The organism is Microbacterium sp. TW_SC_2 (assembly GCF_055361165.1).
In genome coordinates this window covers 1789073-1807616 of the sequence record NZ_CM143952.1, presented here as the reverse complement: position 1 = coordinate 1807616, position 18544 = coordinate 1789073, and the positions used below count along the sequence as shown (strand labels likewise).

Genomic DNA, 18544 nt, shown 5'->3' with positions numbered 1-18544 from the left:
TAACGCCGGAGCGCGTTGCTCACATCACGTTGCCGATGTAGGAGTACTTGACGAACACCTCGGCGGCGATGTCCGATTCGTCGAGCACGCCCTGCACCGCGTTCATCATGTAGTTCGAGTCCCACCCCATGTAGAGGTAGTGCCCGTCGTCGAGCATGTCCCACTGGCCCTTCCAGGCCATCTCGGAGTAGATGGGGCCACCGTGCCGCGCGCAGTACCGCAACGCGGCGTCGGTGGTGTCGGTCCAGGCACGCCGGAACACCCGGTTGAACAGGTGCCGGACGTCGTAGACCTCCCAGCGCTCGCCCCGGTACTCGACGTAGTCGAACTCGCGCTCCCAGCCGGCCGGCCAGCCGCGTCGGCGCACGGCATCCAGGATCGGCGTCAGGCCGTCGTCATCGATCTCGGGGAGCGCCGGGCGTGCCCAGATACGCAGGAGCTCGGCGGTCAATCGAACGGACCGGGCGGTGATGGCGGCGGTGTCCCAGACGGGGATCGCCTCCAGCTCGGCGGTCGCCGGCACGGAGCTGCGTGCATAGGCATCCGCGCGCTTGACGGGGTAGGAGGCGCCGAAGACCCGCTCGGTCAGCCCCTGCTCCAGCAGCGTCACGTTCCCGAGCGTCGGGGCGAGGGCGCGGTGGCTGTTCTGCTCGTCGTCGGAGTACTCGCTCCACGGTCGGAGCCCGTCGCCCGACCACGCGTCACCGGGGACGGTGGGCACGATGTGCTCGATGTCGTATGCGGACGTGTCGTCCACGCCCTGGAGCCGGCCGAGCACGTAGGCCGCGTGGGGGAGAGCGCTGTACTTCAGGACGGCGCTCACGCGCTCGTCCGAGGGGGTGATGCGCGCGAACGCCCGGGCCAGCGCGTCGCGACCTTCGCGTCGGGCTCGGCACAGGCGCGCGATCAGCCGTTCGTTCGGCAGCCCGACGAGGGTGCGTCGCAGGTACAGCGCCTGGATCCATTCGAGAGTCTCGATCAGCTCCGTCCGCGGCACGACGCCGCGCACGTGATCGCTGTAGACGCTGAGGATGAGGGGATAGGCCGAGCGTCCGAAGGTGTTGACGTTGCGCAGCTGCCGGGCGATCTCGGCATCCGGTTCCCGGGACGGGTCGAGGAGGATGCCGTAGATCTCGGCGTGGTGGCGCCACAGCTCGGCATGCTCCTGGAGGCGTGACACGTCGACGCGGGGGAACGACTGCCGGAAGGCGCTGTAGACGCCGTGCTCGCCGTCGGCGGCCACCTCGCGTCCGGTCGTCATCACGAGGAAGTGACGCCAGAACGCACCGATCGCCTCACCGGTGTGGTGCTCGATCGGCAACCAGAAGCGCGCTTCGACGTCGAGCTGTTCGGTGTGGGAGAGCCCCATCAGGATGTAGTTGTGGATCAGTTCGTGGTCGCGCAGAGGCTCGCCGGTGGAGTTGAGGCTCTCGAAGATCTGCTGCGCGTTCGCCTCAGCGCCCAGCGTGATCGACACGTGTTCCAGTCGCTGGAGGCCGCGCCAGATCGAGGACGCCTCCTCGGCGTGGATCTGGCTGCGGAAGAACGCGTAGTTGTCGTCGAAGCGCGACTCGCGGTCGGTGTCGTCGCGGCGATCGAGCACGACCGACTCGTACAGTTCGGCCCAGGCGTCGTGCGGGCGCAGCGTGGTGCGCGTCGGGTCGTCCTCGCGGACGAGAACGCGTTCGAGCTCCGCCGCGAGCGTCGGGTCGGAGTGCTTCACCGCGTGGTGCAGCGAGGCGACCAGGAGCATGAGTGTCGTGATGCGCTGCTGGCCGTCGATCAGGATGAGGTCGTTCTCGCTGACCGAGTCGTGCGCGGAGAGGATGGAACCGATGAAGTGCCGGTGTGCCGCGTCTTCACGGGCCACGGCGCGGACATCGGAGAGCAGCCGCTCGCAGCCGCCGATGTCCCAGCGGTACTGGCGTTGATAGACGGGGACCACGATCGTGGTGGAACCGGCTGCGAGCCACTCGATCGTGTTGACTGCTGTCGCCTCGACGTTGGTGGCAGTGCTCATGCTGGTCTCTGATCCTCCCGTGTCGCCGGGCACCGGGACTCGCCGGGCGCCCCGTCGAGTCTATTCGGTTATTCACGGCGACCCTCTGAGGTACGTCGGGGGTGCGCTGTTAGGCTTGCCTTATCAGGGCCTGTTAAAACGTGCTGGCCCCCGATGAAAGGACATGACGTCGATCATGGGTTATATCAAGTCTGCGGCACTCGAGGAAAAGGGCTTCGTCGTCCTCGACAGCTACAACCAGGAACTCGACCCCAAAGAGTGGCTCGACATCGAGTACAACGACTGGAAGTCGTCGGGAGACACCCGCTTCGCGCCGCTCGCCAGCGCGTTCGGTGACATCGAGTGCAACGGCTTCTGGAACCACAAGCCGCCGCGCACCGACAAGGACGGCGTGTGGATCGACTCGCAGGTCGCGAAGGCTCCGAACCTGACGCGTCGTGCGCAGGAGCCCGGTGCCAACGTCGGCCGGTGCCGCGTGATCGAACTGCAGCCCACGCCCTACGGCGAGTGCCTCTACAACCTGCACCAGGACGACAACAACCGTCTCAACCCGGACGGCACCGGGTGGGTCGTCCGCGGGTTCTTCAACCTGACCGACGACAAGGACAGCTACTTCGTCCTGCGCGAGAACCGCACCGACCCGAGCATCGAGTACCGTCTCGCGCTTCCGGCCGGCGCCCAGCTGATCGTCGACACGCAGCGCCTCTGGCACGCCGCGACGCACAACGGCACCGACCCGCGCTACTGCCTCATCACCTCCTGGACCTCCGGCCCCGAGCTGGATGCCTACATCGAGAAGTACAACGGCACCGACGACGTCCCCAACGTCGAGGTGCCGCAGGACGTGCTCGAGCAGGGATACGCCGAGCAGGCCCGCAAGGATGCCGCGCGCGCCGCGTACTACGCCGCCAAGGGTCAGCAGGTCAAGCAGGCGATGAGCGAGGCCTGAGCCGCTCTCGACGTCCTCTGACGCACAGGATAGGCCCCGGTCTTCGGACCGGGGCCTTTCCCGTCGGAATCACACGCTTGTGATTTCGCCGCCGGTGGGCGAGAATTAGCCCACAACTGCATATCGTCGCCACTCTTTGCATGAGGTCGTTGGGGAAGACGCACCTGATGAAACGGAGAGATCATGGCGACGGCTTACGCACGCGGAGTGGTTTACATCCACTCGGCGCCTCGCGCGCTCTGCCCGCACCTTGAATGGGCGGTCGGACGCGCTATCGGTCGCGCCGTGAACTTCGAGTGGGCGGACCAACCGGTTCTCGACGGCGCGCGCCGGGCCGAGTTCTACTGGGATGGGCCCGTCGGCACCGGTGCAGCTCTTGCGACCGCGATCCGCGGCTGGGAGCATCTGCGCTTCGAGGTCACCGAGGATCCGACTCCCCGCAGCGACGGCGGCCGGTGGTTGCACACGCCCGACCTCGGCATCCACTACGCCCAGACGGACGCCGCGGGGAACATCGTGATCGGTGAGGACCGCATCCGCTACGCGATGGAGATCTCCGCCGGCAACGCGCTCGAGCTGCAGCGCGAACTCGACATCGCCCTCGGCTCCGCCTGGGACGAGGAGCTCGAGCCCTTCCGCCACGCCAGCGACGACTCGCGCGTCGTCTGGCTCCACAAGGTCGGCTGAGTCGTTCACGCGACGCCGACCCGAGACCGCACCACCCAGAACCCGGAGTGCAGGAGGCCGAGTATCGGATGCCGGTGATCCATCCCGGTCGCTGAGAAACGTATCCAGCGCTCCCGCTGACGAGATCCCCGCCTCCCTCACGGGGGGCGGGGATCTCGGCGTCTGGCGCCCCGACGCCGGTCAGATGACCGCGGTATGCGTCAGATGACCGCGGTGTGGGTCGCGGCGAAGGGGCGTGCGGTCGCGCCGTCGCGCAGATCGTGCCAGGCGAGACGGAGACGCTCCATGGCGTCCGCCGTGCGCTCGGGCGGATGGGTGATCGGAATGCGGAGATAGCGCTCGAGAACCCCGCCGGTGGAGAATCGGGGCCCCGGTGGGAGGATCAGCCGACGGTCGCGGGCGGCGAGGGAGAGACGCGTGGAGTCGGGGGCGCCGAGGTCGATCCACGCGGACAATCCGCCGGGAGTCGACGGCATCTGCAATCCTCCGATCGCCTCGAGCCCCTCGGCGACGGCGGTGCGTCCGGCCTGCAACCGCGCGCGCACGTGCGCGCTGAGCGCCGGCATCTCCTCGAGCAGTTCGACCGCGATGCACTGGTCGAGCAGAGCGGTGCCGAGTTCGAACGAGGGACGGACGGCGAGCAGACGCGCGATGAGGGAGCGCTCGGCCCGGATCCAGCCGATACGGAGTCCGCCCCAGGCGATCTTCGACATCGAGCCGATCGTGATGACCTCGGGGCTGAACGCCGACATCGGCTGAGGCGACCAGCCGCGGTCGATGTCGAGCTCGGTGGTCGTCTCGTCAGCGATCAGGAATGTGCGAGAGTTGCGGGCCGTGCTCGCGATGCGCATGCGGTCGTCGTCGCTCAGGGACGCCCCGGTGGGGTTGTGGAAGTCGGGGATCGAGTACGCCACGAGAGGTCGACTGCGCAGCAGCAGCTCGGTCACGTGGCGCACGTCCCATCCGTCGACGCCGACCGGCGTCGGCAGCAGTCGATAGCCGTTGCGGTGCAGCGCGTCGATGGCGTGCGGGAAGGTCGGCTGCTCGACGACGGCTCGCTCACCCCGGCGCCCGATCGTGGAGAGGATCAGGTTGAAGGCGTTGAGGGCGCCCGAGGTGATGATGATCTCGTCCGCCGAGGTCGGAACTCCGCGCTGGCGGAAGCGCTGCGCGACGGCATCGCGGAGTTCGGGCAGCCCGCGCAAGGAGTAGCCGCTCGTGCCGCGGAGCGCTGCGAGCCGGGGCAGCGAGCGCACCGTCGCGTCGTACAGCCCCGGCGTGGAGTCCATCGAGGCGATCGAGAGATCGATGGCGGAATCGTCCTCGGTGTCGCTCGACGAGGAATCCGTGTGGGGGAGCGCGACCCGCGTGCTGCCGCCGTGCCGACGCGTGACGTAGCCGTCGCCCTCGAGCAGGGAGTACGTGCGGGTCATGGTGGACCGTGAGCGGCGCAGCTCGAGCGCGAGTGCGCGTTCACTGGGCAGACGCTCGCCGATCGTCAGACGACCGTCGAGGATCAGCGCACGGATCTGCCCCGCGAGCGCGGCCGCCGTCGCTCCTGCCGCGTTCTGCGCACCGAGCTGTTCCACCAATCGCGAGGTCATGACTCCTAGCATGGCGCAAAGTGGTCTGATATCTGCGGGCCACTTTTCCGGGAGTGGACTCCCTCATCTTCTCCCGACCAGGTCCACGATGGAGGGATGGCGCTGCGTTCCCTGTTTCTCCCCGTCACCGCATCGAGTCGGCGGGACCTCGTCGAGCGCATCGCGCAGCTGGGAGTCGGACTCTTCCTCTACGGCGTCGCCCTCGGCCTGATGGTCCGCGGCGGGATCGGTGTCGCCCCGTGGGACGTGCTCGCTCTCGGCGTGTCGGGGCAGTCCGGGATCGGCTACGGAACCGTCACGGTGCTGGTGTCGATCGTCGTCCTGCTGCTGTGGATCCCGCTGCGCCAGCGCGTCGGGGTCGGCACGCTCATGAACGCGCTCCTGGTCGGCCCGAGCGCCGACGTGACCCTCGCCGTGATCCCCCCGCCCCCCTCGATCTGGATCGGTGCCCCGATGTTCGTGGCCGGTCTCGTGCTGCTCGCGTTCGCCACCGGTCTGTACATCGCCGCCCACTTCGGTCCGGGACCGCGCGACGGTCTGATGACCGGGCTCGTGCGCATCACCGGGTGGCGGGTGTGGATCGTCCGCACGCTGATCGAGGGCAGCGTCCTGCTCGTGGGATTCCTCCTGGGCGGACCGGTCGGGGTCGGCACCGTGCTCTTCGCCTTCGGGGTGGGGCCGCTGATCGGCTGGATCCTCCCGCGCATCACCCGGTGGCGCGAGACGCGCTCCCGGAGGCTGGCGCCTCTTCCCGCCTGACGTGCTCCTGCCGCCGGACAGACGTCTTCCGCCCGATGAACGACGAAGGCCCCGGGAGTCCTCCCGGGGCCTTCGTCATGGGTGCAGCGGGTCAGTCGGCGCTCGCGAAGGCGACGACGGCGTTGTGGCCACCGAACCCGAACGAGTTGCTGATCGCGTACTGCGGCCCCTCGCCCAGCGGCGTCGGCTCTCCGGAGAGGCGGAACGGCACGGCAGGGTCCTGCTCGGTCATGTTGATCGTGGGCGGCGCGACGCGGTCGCGCAGCGCCAGGATCGCGAAGATGGCCTCGAGGGCTCCGGTGCCGCCCAGAAGGTGCCCGGTGGACGCCTTCGTGGCCGAGACGGGGATCTCGTTCAACCGCTCGCCGAAGACGCGCTTGAGGGCGACGTACTCGTTGGGGTCGCCGACCGGGGTCGAGGTGGCGTGCGCGTTGATGTGCGTCACCTGGTCGGGGGTGATGCCGGCCTCGTCGAGGGCCTGCGTCACGGCTCGAGCCGCGCCGGTGCCCTCGGGGTCGTTCCCCGTGATGTGGTACGAGTCGGCCGTGATCCCGCCGCCGATGAGGTAGGCGTAGATCTTCGCGCCGCGCGCCTTCGCGTGCTCCTCGGTCTCGAGGATCAGAGCGGCGGCGCCTTCGCCCATGACGAAGCCGTCACGGTCGATCGCGCCGGGGCGGGAGGCCGTGGCCGGGTCGTCGTTGCGACGCGACAGCGCCTGCGCCGACGAGAACGACGCCATGGTGATCGGGTGGATCGCGGACTCCGTGCCACCGGCGATCACGACGTCGGCGAGGCCGTCCTGCAGGTGGTGGAAGGCGTGGATGAGGGACTCGGTGCTGGAGGCGCACGCGCTGACGACGGTCTGCGCGTAGGCGCGGGCGTGGAACTGCAGCGACAGGTTGCCCGCCGCGGCGTTCGCCATCAGCATGGGAACGGTCAGCGGCATGACGCGGCGCGGGCCCTTCTCGCGCAGCGTGTCCCAGGCGTCGAGGAGCGTCCAGAGGCCGCCGATGCCGGTCGCGAAGTCGACGCCGAGGCGCTCGGGGTCGACCTCGGGGGAGCCGGCGTCCGCCCACGCCTCACGCGCGGCGATGAGCGCGAACTGCGACGACGGGTCGAGACGCTTCGCCTCGTGGCGGGGGAGCACCTCCTCCGGGCGCACCATCGCCTCGGCGGCGAACGTGACGGGGAGCTCGTACTGCTTCACCCACTCGTGCTCGAGGGTGCGGGTTCCGGACATCCCTGCGAGCAGGTTGGTCCAGTTCTCCGGGGCGGTGCCGCCGATGGCGGAAGTGGCGCCGATGCCGGTGACGACGATGCGCTTGGTCATGGTGGTTCCTGTCGGGCGGGTCGAGCGAGAGGCGGGGCAGGCGGAGGATGCCACACCCCGCGGGTGCGGGGGTGGCATCCTGCGGGGATTACTCCTGGCCTGCGACGATGAAGGAGACGGCGTCGCCGACGGTCTTGAGGTTCTTGACCTCGTCGTCGGGGATGGTGACGCCGAACTTCTCCTCGGCGTTGACGACGATCGTCATCATCGAGATCGAGTCGATGTCGAGGTCATCCGTGAACGACTTCTCGAGGGCGACCTCGGAAGCGTTGATGCCGGTCTCATCGGTGATCAGCTCTGCGAGGCCTGCGAGGACCTCATCGTTGGTGAAAGCCATGTGGTCTTCCTCTTTCTTACGGGTTGTATTCGGAACCGTGGAACAGTCTAGAGAAGGTCGGCGCGTTCTCAGGGGAGGACGACGACCTGAGCGGCGAACACGAGACCGGCCCCGAAGCCGATCTGCAGCGCGAGACCTCCCGAGAGCTCGGGGTGCTCGGTCATGAGACGATGGCTGGCGAGCGGGATCGAGGCGGCCGAGGTGTTGCCCGTGGTCTCGATGTCGCGGGCGATCACCGTGGTCTCGGGCAGCTTCAGCTGCTTCGCGAACTCGTCGATGATCCGCATGTTGGCCTGGTGCGGGATGAACGCGGCGATGTCGGACGGTTCGACACCGGCGCGGTCGAGAGCTTCGCGCGCGACCTTCGCCATCTCCCAGACAGCCCAGCGGAACACGGTCTGTCCCTCCTGGCGCAGCGTCGGCCAGGGCACCTCGCCGTCGCGGAACTGGGTGAGTGTGCCGTTCATGCCGACGGCGTCCGCCTTCGACCCGTCGGAGCCCCACACCGCCGGGGAGATGCCGGGCGTGTCGCTCGGGCCGATCAGGGCGGCACCGGCACCGTCGCCGAGCAGGAACGAGATGCTCCGGTCGGCGGGGTCGACGACGTCGGAGAGCTTCTCGGCGCCGATCACGAGTGCGTAGCGGGCGGCGCCCGCACGGATCAGCGCATCGGCCTGTGCGACCGCGTACGAGTATCCCGCGCACGCGGCGTTGACATCGTAGGCGGCTGCCGGATTGGCGCCCACCCGGTCGGCGACGATCGCGGAGACCGAGGGCGACTGCTTCGGATTGCTGATCGTGGCGACGATCACGAGGTCGACCTGGTCGGCGGGGATGCCGGCCTTCTCGATGGCCTCGGCGCCGGCGATGGCGGCGAGGTCGATCGCACTGGTGTCCTTGTCGGCGCGGACGCGGGTGATGATGCCGGTGCGCTGGCGGATCCACTCGTCGCTCGAGTCGATCGGTCCGATCAGGTCCTCATTCGGTACGGCGTTCTCGCCGCGGGCCGCTCCGAAGGAGTAGATGCGTGTGTACGCGGGGCCGGTGGCCTGCTTCAGGGTGGCGCTCATGCCGCTTCTCCGTTCAGCAGCGCGACGGCTGCATCGAGGTCTTCCGGGGTCTTCACGGCGACGGTCGGGATACCGCGCAGTCCGCGCTTGGCGAGACCGGTCAGGGCCCCCGCGGGTGCGAGCTCGATCAAGCCGGTGATGCCGTGATCGGCGAAGGAGGTCATGCACCTGTCCCACCGGACGGGCGACGACACCTGGTCGACGAGGTACGACAGCGCCGTGGCGCCGTCGGTGACCACGGAGCCGTCGCGGTTGGTCCACAGCGTGACCTGCGGATCGTGCGGGGTCACGGTCGCGACGGCGTCCTGCAGCGCGGTGACCGCCGAGGCCATGAAGGAGGTGTGGAAGGCGCCCGCCACCTGCAACGGGATGACCCGCGTGCCCGTGACCGGCTGCGACGAGAGCGCGTCGAGTCCGGCGAGCTCGCCGGCGACGACGAGCTGACCGCCACCGTTGTAGTTGGCGGGGGAGAGCCCGAGCTCGGTCAGTCGTTCGAGCACGACGGCCTCGTCGCCACCGAGGACGGCGGCCATGCCGGTCGGGGTCTGCGCCGCGGCATCCGCCATCGCGCGACCGCGGATGCCGACCAGGCGCATGCCGGTCTCGGCATCGATCACGCCGGCGCCCACGAGAGCGGCGATCTCGCCCACCGAGTGGCCGGCCATGCCGTCGGCCACGCGCCCGCCGCGCGCCTCGAGGGCGGAGGCAGCGATGAGCGACGCGGCGACGATCAGCGGCTGCGCGATGCGCGTGTCGCGGATCGTGTCGGCATCCGACACCGTGCCGTGCAGCTGCAGATCGACCTCGGCGGCGTCGGAGAACGCGGCGAGGCGATCAGCCACGCCGTCGAGCTCCAGCCAAGGGGAGAGGAAACCGGGGGTCTGCGAGCCCTGACCAGGGCAGACGACGACAATCACCCGTCCAGTCTGCCAATGAATGCGCGAGAACGGTGGATGATCCATCACAAGATTGCGGGAAAGCCTTGTGTGTGGCGCACAGACTCGGCGAAAGCGGGCCGAGGACGAGCTCAGCGCGGGGTGCGGCGGAAGGCCGGACGTCGGCGCGCCTGCTCGGTCGCGCCGATGGACCCCAGGATGAGAGCGGTCTGCAGGATCAGAGCCTCACGGGGGCCGGTGGCGTCCCAGCCGATGACCTCGCTGACCCGCTTGAGGCGGTACCGCACGGTGTTCGGGTGCACGAAGAGCTCGCGGGCGGTCGCCTCGAGCGAGCGTCCGTTGTCGAGGTAGCTCCACAGGGTGGTGACCAGGTCGGTCGAGTGCGCCTGCAGCGGCCGGAAGATCCGCTCGATGAGCGTCTGCTTCGCGAGGGGATCACCGGCGAGAGCCCGTTCGGGGAGGAGATCGTCGGCCTCGACCGGGCGCGGTGCACTGCGCCAGGCGCGGGCGACCGCGAAGCCCGCGAGCGCGGCGCGCGCGCTCTGACTCGCGTCGACGAGAGCGACCACCTCCGGGCCCAGGACGACGTAGCCCGGACCGAACGACGGTTCCAGGCGCGCGGCGATCTCCTGGAAGCCGAGCTCCTCCTCGCCCTCCTCGGGGTCCTGACCGGCCACTCGGGCACGCCCGAGGACCAGCACGAGGCGGGAACCCTGCACGCCGATCAGCACGTCGACGGCGAGCTTGCGCGCCGTGCGACGCACGAGATCGACATCGAACTGCGGGGGCGTCGTGCCGACCAGGACGGCGACCTCTCCGTGGCCGTGCCAGCCGAGAGCCGCGATGCGACTCGGCAGCTCCTCGTCGGCTTCGCCGGTGAGGATCGAGTCGACGACGAGGGCCTCGAGGCGGGCATCCCAGAGCCCACGGGCCTCGGCGGCGCGAGCATAGACGTCGGCGGCGGCGAAGGCGACGTCGCGCGAGTAGAGCAGGATCGCCTCGCGGAGATCGTTGCCCTTGCCGGCGACCCGCTCCTCGGTCACCTCGACGGTGACGCGGATGAGCTGCAGGGTCTGTTGCAGGCTGACGCTGCGCAGCAGTTCACGCGGAGCCGCGGCGAAGATGTCGGCCGCGATCCACGGCGTCGAGGTCGGGTCCTCGTACCACTGGATGAACGAGGTGATGCCGGCCTGCGCCACCAGCCCGACCGCAGAGCGGCGGGCTGGTGGCATGTCGGCGTACCAGGGAAGCGTGTCTTCCAGCCGCTTGATCGTCACCGAGGCGATGTCGCCCGAGATGCGGCGCAACCAGGTGAGCGTCGCGGTCTTGTCCATGCCGCGGGAAGACGAAGCTGTCACCGAGTGCTCAGCTCTCCCCGCCCGCGTTGCCGCTGGTGCCGGCGTTCACATCGAGCAGGCTGTACTTCTGGATGGCCTGCGCCGCGAGCGAGCGGTCGACCGTGCCGTCCTCGGCGAGCGACTGCAGAGTGCGCACGACGATGGACGGGCCGTCGATCTTGAAGAAGCGACGAGCGGCGGCGCGCGTGTCGGAGAATCCGAAACCATCGGCACCCAGCGTCGCGAAACGCTGCGGCACCCACGGGCGGATCTGGTCCTGCACGGCGTGCATGTAGTCGCTCACGGCGACGACGGGACCCTCGGCGCCCTGCAGCTTCTCGGTGAGGTAGGCCGTGCGGGGCTCCTCCTCCGGGTGCAGGAAGTTGTGCTCGTCGGCGGCGAGGCCGTCACGGCGCAGCTCGGTCCAGGAGGTCACCGACCACACGTCGGCGATCACGCCCCAGTCCTTCTTGAGCAGTTCCTGCGCCTCGAGAGCCCAGGGGAGTCCGACGCCCGATGCGAACAGCTGCGCGCGGGGACCGTCGCCCTCGCCGACGGAGACGCGGTGGATGCCGCGGACGATGCCGTCGACGTCCACGTTCTCCGGCTCGGCGGGCATGACGAGCGGCTCGTTGTAGAGCGTGATGTAGTACATCACGTTCGGGTCCTCGTGCTCGCCGCCGTACATGCGCTCGAGACCGGAGCGCATGATGTGCGCGATCTCGTAGCCGTACGCCGGGTCGTAGGAGACCGTCGCCGGGTTGGTGGCCGCCAGCAGGTGCGAGTGTCCGTCGGCGTGCTGCAGGCCCTCGCCGGTCAGCGTCGTGCGGCCGGCGGTGGCGCCCATGATGAAGCCGCGCGCCATCTGGTCGCCCGCGGCCCACTGCGCGTCACCGGTGCGCTGGAAGCCGAACATCGAGTAGAAGAGGTAGATCGGGATCAGCGGCTCGCCGTGCGTCGCGTACGACGTGCCGGCGGCGGTGAACGCCGCGAGGGCGCCCGCCTCGTTGATGCCGACGTGCACGATCTGACCCTGTGGGCTCTCCTTGTAGGCGAGGAGGAGTTCGCGGTCGACCGACGTGTAGTGCTGGCCGTTCGGGTTGTAGATCTTCGCCGTCGGGAAGTACGCGTCCATACCGAACGTGCGGGCCTCATCGGGGATGATCGGCACGATGCGGTGACCGAAGTCCTTCGAGCGAAGCAGGTCCTTCAGCAGACGGACGAACGCCATGGTCGTGGCGATCTCCTGCGTGCCGGAGCCCTTCTTGGGCAGGGCGTAGGCCGTGTCATCCGGCAGCGACAGTCCGACGTGGGTCGAGCGGCGCTCGGGCAGGAAGCCGCCGAGGGCCTGACGGCGCTCGAGCATGTACTGGATCGTCTCGTCCTGGGGGCCCGGGTTGTAGTACGGGGGCAGGTACGGGTTCTCCTCGAGCTGCGAGTCCGTGATCGGGATGTGCATCGCGTCGCGGAACGTCTTGAGGTTGTCCAGCGTCATCTTCTTCATCTGGTGGGTCGCGTTGCGGCCCTCGAAGTGCGGACCGAGGCCGTAGCCCTTGACGGTCTTCGCGAGGATGACGGTCGGCTTTCCCTTGTGCTCGGTCGCGGCCTTGAAGGCGGCGTAGACCTTGCGGTAGTCGTGGCCACCGCGCTTGAGGTTCCAGATGTCGTCGTCGGAATAGCCCTCGACCAGCGCGGCGGCGCGCTCGTCGCGGCCGAAGAAGTGCTCGCGGATGTACGCGCCCGACTCGGCCTTGTAGGTCTGGTAGTCACCGTCGGGGGTGACGTTCATCAGGTTGAGCAGTGCGCCCTCGGTGTCGCGGGCGAGCAGGTCGTCCCACTCGCGGCCCCAGACGACCTTGATGACGTTCCAGCCGGCGCCGCGGAAGAACGACTCCAGCTCCTGGATGATCTTGCCGTTGCCGCGCACCGGACCGTCGAGGCGCTGCAGGTTGCAGTTGACGATGAAGGTCAGGTTGTCGAGGCCTTCGTTCGCGGCGACCTGCAGCTGGCCGCGGCTCTCGACCTCGTCCATCTCGCCGTCGCCGAGGAATGCCCACACGTGCGAGGCGGAGGTGTCCTTGATGCCGCGGTTCTCGATGTACTTGTTCGACATCGCCTGGTAGATCGCGTTGATCGGGCCGAGACCCATCGACACGGTCGGGAACTGCCAGTACTCCGGCATCAGACGCGGGTGCGGATACGAGGGGATGCCGTTCGGGGAGTGCGACTTCTCCTGGCGGAAACCGTCGAGCTGGTCCTCGGTCAGGCGACCTTCGAGGTACGAGCGCGCGTACGTGCCGGGGGAGGCGTGGCCCTGGATGAAGATCTGGTCGGCGCCGCGCTCGCTGTCGGCACCCTTGAAGAAGTGGTTGAAGCCCACCTCGTACAGAGCCGCCGAGGAGGCGTAGGTCGAGATGTGTCCGCCGACACCGATGCCGGGGCGCTGGGCGCGGTGCACCGTGATGGCCGCATTCCAGCGGATCCACGCACGGTAGCGGCGCTCGACCTCTTCGTCACCGGGGAATTCCGGCTCGTTCTCGCTCGCGATCGTGTTGATGTAGTCCGTCGTCGGGACCATCGGAACGCCGAGGTGCAGCTCCTTCGAGCGCTTGAGGAGGCTGAGCATGATCTCGCGCCCACGGCCGTGGCCCTTGGCGTCTACCAGCTCATCGAGCGACTGCTGCCACTCGCCGGTCTCTTCGGGATCGCTGTCGAGGGGGCCCTGGGAATACGGATCCTGATCGTGGACGGTCACGGGTGGAGCCTTTCGTCAAGCTGGCAGGTCATGCCAATGAAACGGGAAGCGACACGGGCAGCCTTGTCGGCTGTACACAACGCGCGCCGGGTTCAGCCTATCCCTGTTCCACGACCGCGTCGCGCATCGGCCAGCGGATAGACTGTCGGGCACCAGGGCCTTTAGCTCAGCTGGTAGAGCGCCACGTTTACACCGTGGATGTCGTCGGTTCGATCCCGGCAGGGCCCACCGACGATCAGGTCGAATGCCCCTCGCTCCACTCCGGTGGTTTCGGAAGCGGCTCCTCCCTCGCGACAGGGCCGCCGCTGTGCACGGGACGTATCTCCACTCCGCCGCCGGAGAGCAGGGCCGGGTCCTTGCGGGCGAGCGCTGCCGCCTCCTCCGGGCTGGCGGCGTCCAGGATGTAGAAACCGGCGACGACATCGCCATCCGCTCGGTAGGGGCCATCCGTCGCGCCGTCGGCGCGAAGTGTGCGGGCGTGCTCACGGGGAGTGAAGGCGTACGCGCTGAGCAGCCTTCCCGTGGCCACCATCGATTCGTAGTGATCGTCGCACTCCTGCAACTGCTCCTTGGTCGCTTCGGGCGCGTGTGCGGAGTCGTTCGCGTAGATGAGAACGGCGTACTGAGGCATGGTCGTCTCGTTTCGTCGGTACCGGAAGGGTGGGCGCGCGCGGGCCTATTCCTCGTCCCACGGGAGCTTCACGACGGGCAGGATGTACACCCGCCCGAGCGTGGCGGTGGGATGCTTCGCCATGTACGCCGCGGCCTCGTCGATCGACTCGGCGGTGATGATGTCGTAGCCGGCGAACCACTCCTTGAACTCAGGGAACGGTCCATCGGTGACGATGACCCGCTCGTCGCGGACCGCCACCGATTTGGCCTGCTCGGGGCCCGCGACGGGGGCGCCGTCGTGCAGCCGCCCGTCGGCTTGACCCTCCTCAGCCCATTTCCCGAGCAATCGCTGATCCTCGGTCTGCGACAGGGGTGCGCCCGTCGAGTCGGTCATGTGGATGACCAAGTACTGACTGCTCATCTGATATCTCCCTCTGTTGTCGTGGTGGCGGCTTCCGGCTCGGCTGGCGAGGCCAGCTGACTCCGGCGTCGGGTGAGATGCGCTCGTTCCGCGGCGTTGCGTGCACGCTCGATGGCGACGCCGTACGCCGTGCGGGCCTCCTCGGTTCGACCGGTCGCACGCAGGAGCTCCGCCCGCGTCACATGAAAGCCGTGGAAGCCGTCGAGAGCGCCGCTCAGGCGCTCCACGATGGGCATCGCGACGAGCGGTGAGTCGAACTCGCTGAGGGCGATCGCCTTGCTCAGGGTGACGAGTGGATTGGGGTCGATCTGCTCCAGCTGTTCGTACAGCCGGACGATCCGCGCCCAGTCCGTGTCGCGCGGGTGCGGCGCAGTCACGTGAACCGCGTTGATCTCCGCCAACAGCGTGAACCGCCCTCGTGATGCTGAGCCGATCGTCGGTCGCTCGGCGTCTTCGAGCGCGGCGAGCCCTTCGCTGATCAGCATTCGATCCCACGATCCACGGTCCTGCTCCTCCAAGCGGACCAGCCTCTCTCCGTCCGCGCTGAGTCGGGCGTCCGCCCGTGCCTCGGAGAGAAGCATGAGTGCCAGGAGCCCTGCGGCCTCTCGGGCGTCGGGCAGCAGCTCCCGCACCAGACGGGCTAGCCGGATCGCCTCGCCGGTGAGGTCGCGGCGAAGCGGTGCCGCCGCATCCGGTCCGGAGGCGAAGTATCCCTCGTTGAAGATGAGATAGAGCACGGAGAGGACGCCGTCGATCCGACCTGAGAGATCGGTCGCGGTGGGCATACGGTACGGGATCTCCGATGCTCTGAGCTTCGCCTTGGCCCGGCTGATCCGCTGACCCATGGTGCTCTCCTGAACCAGGAAGGCGTGCGCGATCTCCGGCACCGTCAGGCCACCCACCATTCGCAGTGTCAGGGCGACCCGTGCCTCCATCGTCAGGGCCGGGTGACAGCAGATGAAGAACAGTCGCAGCCGATCGTCCTCCACTGCGCCGACGGGCTCGGGTGGCGTCGGGTCCTGGATCACGAGCGCCTCCCGATGCTTCGCCTCTCGGTTCGCCTCACGTCGCAGCCGATCGATCATCTTCCGATACGCGGTCGTCGTGATCCACCCCGCGGGGTTGGGCGGTATGCCATCGGCGGGCCAGCGAGCGACCGCGGAAGCGAACGCCTCCGCGGTCATCTCCTCGGCGAGGTCGAGATCCCCGCAGCGCCGCGCGAGTCCCGCGATGATGCGGGCCCACTCTTCGCGGTGAGTGCGCGCGACCACCTCATCACTGTCTCGAACCGTCACATCTCACTCCCGACCCGCGTTCGTCTTCCTGATGATGCTACGAACGAGACCCGCCCGATTCGACACCCCGGCCCGAGATCCGCGAAAACCCGCCTCGCGCGGGAACTCTTCGTGTCGAACGCCTCCTGTCGTCGAGGGGCTCCGGCATGTGGACGATGTTCTCCTCCGCACGCCGCACGTCCATCCGATACAGCAGGATCGCCATCATGGGGTCGTTGTACATCTCGCCGCACCTTCCGTCCCGGGCGGTGATGCGTATCGATCACCCGCCTCACGGGAACTACGAACGGCGGTGGAGTACTTCGACACTTCTGCGCCGATCTCCTGCGCGCACGGGACGGCGGTCAGAACGGGGGCAGCGCGTCGAGGTTGTTCCGCGTCGTCGTGTCGGCCGTCGTGCGCAGGTGTCGCTTCCAGTGGGGTGTCGCCGGCGCGACGAACACGTCGGCGAGCTGCGCGCCGACGCGGACGATGTACCGGTAGCGGCCGGCGTCGATGTCGCTCATCACCCTTGCGACGGTGTCTTCCCAGCGCTCGCCCCGCAGATGAGTGATATCCCCGTCGCCGTCCTTGCGGACGGCGAGTATCTCTCGCGTCATTCTTCCCCCCGGAACCGTGATCGGACTCACGCCAGCGTGCCTGATGCCCGCCGTGAAGTATGTCAGTCACGGCTATGGAAGTCACCGGCATGTCGCGTCGGACGCCGGGCGACGTCGCCGGACCGCGCGCGTGGCGACTCCGGCCTCACCCGGAGCCGCTCGTGGTCCACTCGAGCGCGGTGAGCCCGCGGACGGTGAGCGTCTCCCGCCCGCCGGTGCGCAGAGCGGAGAACAGCGTGTGTCCGCAGCCGCGGCAGAGGAGGATCACTCCGTCGGCGTCGACCTCGGCGACGGCATCGGCCACGAGCGCCGCTCGGGCGCAGTGCGCGCATGTGGCCCGGGCCGTCGTCATGTCGCGCCCGAAGATCGCGAACAGCTCACCGCCCGCGGCGTTGCCGTCGACGCGGGCGCCGTGGCCGGGATGCGAGGTGGTCATCAGCTGCCTCCGAAACGCTCGGTGCGGATGCGGTCGGGCGAGTGTCCCGCCGCGACGAGCAGGTCGGCCACTGCTTCGACGAAGCCGGTCGGACCGCAGACATAGACCGTCGGCTCCACAGCCGGTCGGAAGGTCGACGCCAGGATGGTCGCGGCGTCGACGCGTCCGGCCGGCCGGGCGGATCCGGGCGGAGCCGTGCGGGAGTACGCCCAGTCGAGGGTGAGGGTGTCGCAGGCGAGCCGTGCGAGCTCATCGGCGTAGAACGCATCGTCCGCCGAGCGCACGGCGTACAACAGTCGCATCGGAGCGGCACCCGCAGAGCCGGCGTGTACCCGGGTCATCGCGATCAACGGCACGATGCCCGAGCCGCCGGCGATGAGCTGCACGGGCTCGCGCTGCTCCGGGGACCAGACGAAGTAGCCCCCGATCGGACCGCGGACCTCCAGCTCATCGCCGGGGCGGACATCCTCGACGAGGTACGGCGAGACCTCGCCCTCGGGGACCTCGTCGACGGCGAGCTCGAGGACATCGCCCGAGCCGGAGGAGGCGAGCGAGTAGGACCGCACGGCCTGATAGCCGTCTTCCGCGGTGAGGCGGAGATCGACGTGCTGCCCGGCGAGATTGCCGGGCCAGTCGTCGACCCGCAGCTCGAGGATTCTTCCGTGACTTCCGGCTGTGCGGGCTGTGGCGACGGTCGCCCGCCGCCACAGCGGTGCGGTCGTCACCAGTACCGCTCCTCTTTCCACGGGTCTCCGTGCATGTTGTATCCGTTCTGCTCCCAGAAGCCGGGTGCGTCCTGCGTGCGCAGATTCAGGCCGTGCACCCACTTGGCCGACTTCCAGAAGTAGAGGTGGGGGACCAGGAGGCGAGCGGGGCCGCCGTGCTCCGGCGCGAGGGGCTGCCCGTCGAACTCGAACGCGATCCAGGCTCTGCCGCCCGCGAGATCAGCCCGGGACACGTTCGTGGTGTACCCGCCGTAGGAGAAGACCTCCGCGTAGGCGCCGTCGCCGGACTCGGCGAGCAGATGGTCGAGGGAGACACCGCGCCACTGCGTGCCCAGCTTGGACCAGCGGGTCACGCAGTGGATGTCGGTGGTGACGGTCTCGACGGGAAGTGCCTGCAACTGCTCCCAGGACCACGAGCGGCGGATCCCGTCGAGTCCGACGATCACGAACTCCCAGGTCTCGGTCGAGACGCGCGGGGTGGGGCCGGCGGAGAGGACCGGGAAGTCCGGGGTGAGGTATTGGCCGGGAGGGAGCCGGTCGTCGGACTCTCTTCTGCGTGCGCCGAAGCCACGGGAGATCACGCTCATGTTCGCCTGCTTTCACTCGTGGGGTCATTCAACCCGATGCACGCCGAGCGCCGCTACGCGGAAAGCCGACGGCAGCGGAGCCGACTGCCCGGGCAGCTCGGGGGAGCCGCACCCAATCCGTTACC

At 68.7% G+C, this 18544-nt stretch carries 18 protein-coding genes and 1 tRNA gene; 4 read left to right on the top strand and 15 right to left on the bottom strand.

Features of this window, described 5'->3' with window-relative positions; translation table 11 throughout:
- Positions 1-19: 19 nt before the first annotated feature.
- Positions 20-2020, bottom strand: a complete 2001-nt coding sequence (locus ACWA14_RS08550; protein ID WP_463792435.1) for a DUF262 domain-containing protein — start codon at positions 2018-2020, stop codon at positions 20-22.
- 175 nt (positions 2021-2195) lie between these two features.
- Between ACWA14_RS08550 and ACWA14_RS08545 the strand changes: the two genes are divergently transcribed.
- Positions 2196-2969: a hypothetical protein gene (locus tag ACWA14_RS08545; RefSeq protein WP_463797404.1), complete on the top strand. Its 774-nt coding sequence runs from the start codon at positions 2196-2198 to the stop codon at positions 2967-2969.
- Between the two features lie 183 nt (positions 2970-3152).
- Positions 3153-3656, top strand: coding sequence for a DUF3145 domain-containing protein (locus tag ACWA14_RS08540; protein ID WP_463792433.1), 504 nt, complete (start codon positions 3153-3155; stop codon positions 3654-3656).
- Between the two features lie 200 nt (positions 3657-3856).
- On the opposite strand, the gene yczR is transcribed toward ACWA14_RS08540, so the two are convergent.
- The gene (yczR, locus tag ACWA14_RS08535) at positions 3857-5260 is read right to left on the bottom strand and encodes a MocR-like transcription factor YczR (protein WP_463792432.1); all 1404 of its coding nucleotides are present in this window, start codon (positions 5258-5260) and stop codon (positions 3857-3859) included.
- A gap of 96 nt (positions 5261-5356) precedes the next feature.
- Between yczR and yczE the strand changes: the two genes are divergently transcribed.
- Positions 5357-6019, top strand: coding sequence for a membrane protein YczE (gene yczE / locus ACWA14_RS08530; RefSeq protein WP_463792431.1), 663 nt, complete (start codon positions 5357-5359; stop codon positions 6017-6019).
- A gap of 91 nt (positions 6020-6110) precedes the next feature.
- Here yczE and ACWA14_RS08525 read toward each other — a convergent pair whose 3' ends face one another.
- The 6 genes from ACWA14_RS08525 to aceE form a co-directional block, all read right to left on the bottom strand.
- Positions 6111-7349, bottom strand: a complete 1239-nt coding sequence (locus ACWA14_RS08525; protein ID WP_463792429.1) for a beta-ketoacyl-[acyl-carrier-protein] synthase family protein — start codon at positions 7347-7349, stop codon at positions 6111-6113.
- Between the two features lie 88 nt (positions 7350-7437).
- The gene (locus ACWA14_RS08520; protein ID WP_017830435.1) at positions 7438-7686 is read right to left on the bottom strand and encodes an acyl carrier protein; all 249 of its coding nucleotides are present in this window, start codon (positions 7684-7686) and stop codon (positions 7438-7440) included.
- Positions 7687-7754: 68 nt separating this feature from the next.
- Positions 7755-8756: a beta-ketoacyl-ACP synthase III gene (locus ACWA14_RS08515; RefSeq protein ID WP_463792427.1), complete on the bottom strand. Its 1002-nt coding sequence runs from the start codon at positions 8754-8756 to the stop codon at positions 7755-7757.
- Complete coding sequence (locus ACWA14_RS08510) at positions 8753-9673, bottom strand: ACP S-malonyltransferase (protein WP_463792426.1); 921 nt, start codon at positions 9671-9673, stop codon at positions 8753-8755. Before ACWA14_RS08510 ends, ACWA14_RS08515 begins: the two co-directional genes overlap by 4 nt.
- A gap of 110 nt (positions 9674-9783) precedes the next feature.
- Positions 9784-10986, bottom strand: a complete 1203-nt coding sequence (locus ACWA14_RS08505; RefSeq protein ID WP_463797402.1) for a PucR family transcriptional regulator — start codon at positions 10984-10986, stop codon at positions 9784-9786.
- A 31-nt stretch (positions 10987-11017) separates the two neighbouring features.
- Complete coding sequence (gene aceE / locus ACWA14_RS08500; RefSeq protein WP_463792424.1) at positions 11018-13744, bottom strand: pyruvate dehydrogenase (acetyl-transferring), homodimeric type; 2727 nt, start codon at positions 13742-13744, stop codon at positions 11018-11020.
- A gap of 155 nt (positions 13745-13899) precedes the next feature.
- Between aceE and ACWA14_RS08495 the strand changes: the two genes are divergently transcribed.
- Positions 13900-13972, top strand: a tRNA-Val gene (locus ACWA14_RS08495).
- A gap of 7 nt (positions 13973-13979) precedes the next feature.
- Here the strand turns inward: ACWA14_RS08495 and ACWA14_RS08490 are convergent.
- The 7 genes from ACWA14_RS08490 to ACWA14_RS08460 all read right to left on the bottom strand — a co-directional run bounded on the left by ACWA14_RS08490 (position 13980) and on the right by ACWA14_RS08460 (position 18419).
- Positions 13980-14375 carry a YciI family protein gene (locus ACWA14_RS08490; RefSeq protein WP_463792422.1) on the bottom strand — a complete coding sequence of 132 codons (396 nt, stop codon included), beginning with the start codon at positions 14373-14375 and terminating at the stop codon, positions 13980-13982.
- Positions 14376-14420: 45 nt separating this feature from the next.
- Positions 14421-14777: a YciI family protein gene (locus ACWA14_RS08485; protein WP_463792421.1), complete on the bottom strand. Its 357-nt coding sequence runs from the start codon at positions 14775-14777 to the stop codon at positions 14421-14423.
- The gene (locus tag ACWA14_RS08480; RefSeq protein WP_463792419.1) at positions 14774-16048 is read right to left on the bottom strand and encodes an RNA polymerase sigma factor; all 1275 of its coding nucleotides are present in this window, start codon (positions 16046-16048) and stop codon (positions 14774-14776) included. Before ACWA14_RS08480 ends, ACWA14_RS08485 begins: the two co-directional genes overlap by 4 nt.
- 368 nt (positions 16049-16416) lie before the next feature.
- A complete protein-coding gene (locus tag ACWA14_RS08475; protein ID WP_463792417.1) occupies positions 16417-16671 on the bottom strand; it encodes a DUF3892 domain-containing protein in 255 nt (84 codons plus the stop codon).
- A 145-nt stretch (positions 16672-16816) separates the two neighbouring features.
- Positions 16817-17107: a DUF6510 family protein gene (locus tag ACWA14_RS08470; protein WP_463792414.1), complete on the bottom strand. Its 291-nt coding sequence runs from the start codon at positions 17105-17107 to the stop codon at positions 16817-16819.
- Positions 17107-17832, bottom strand: coding sequence for an FAD-binding oxidoreductase (locus tag ACWA14_RS08465; RefSeq protein ID WP_463792413.1), 726 nt, complete (start codon positions 17830-17832; stop codon positions 17107-17109). The genes ACWA14_RS08470 and ACWA14_RS08465 overlap by 1 nt, the downstream gene beginning before the upstream one ends.
- Positions 17829-18419 carry a sulfite oxidase-like oxidoreductase gene (locus tag ACWA14_RS08460; protein WP_463792412.1) on the bottom strand — a complete coding sequence of 197 codons (591 nt, stop codon included), beginning with the start codon at positions 18417-18419 and terminating at the stop codon, positions 17829-17831. Before ACWA14_RS08460 ends, ACWA14_RS08465 begins: the two co-directional genes overlap by 4 nt.
- Positions 18420-18544 lie beyond the last annotated feature (125 nt).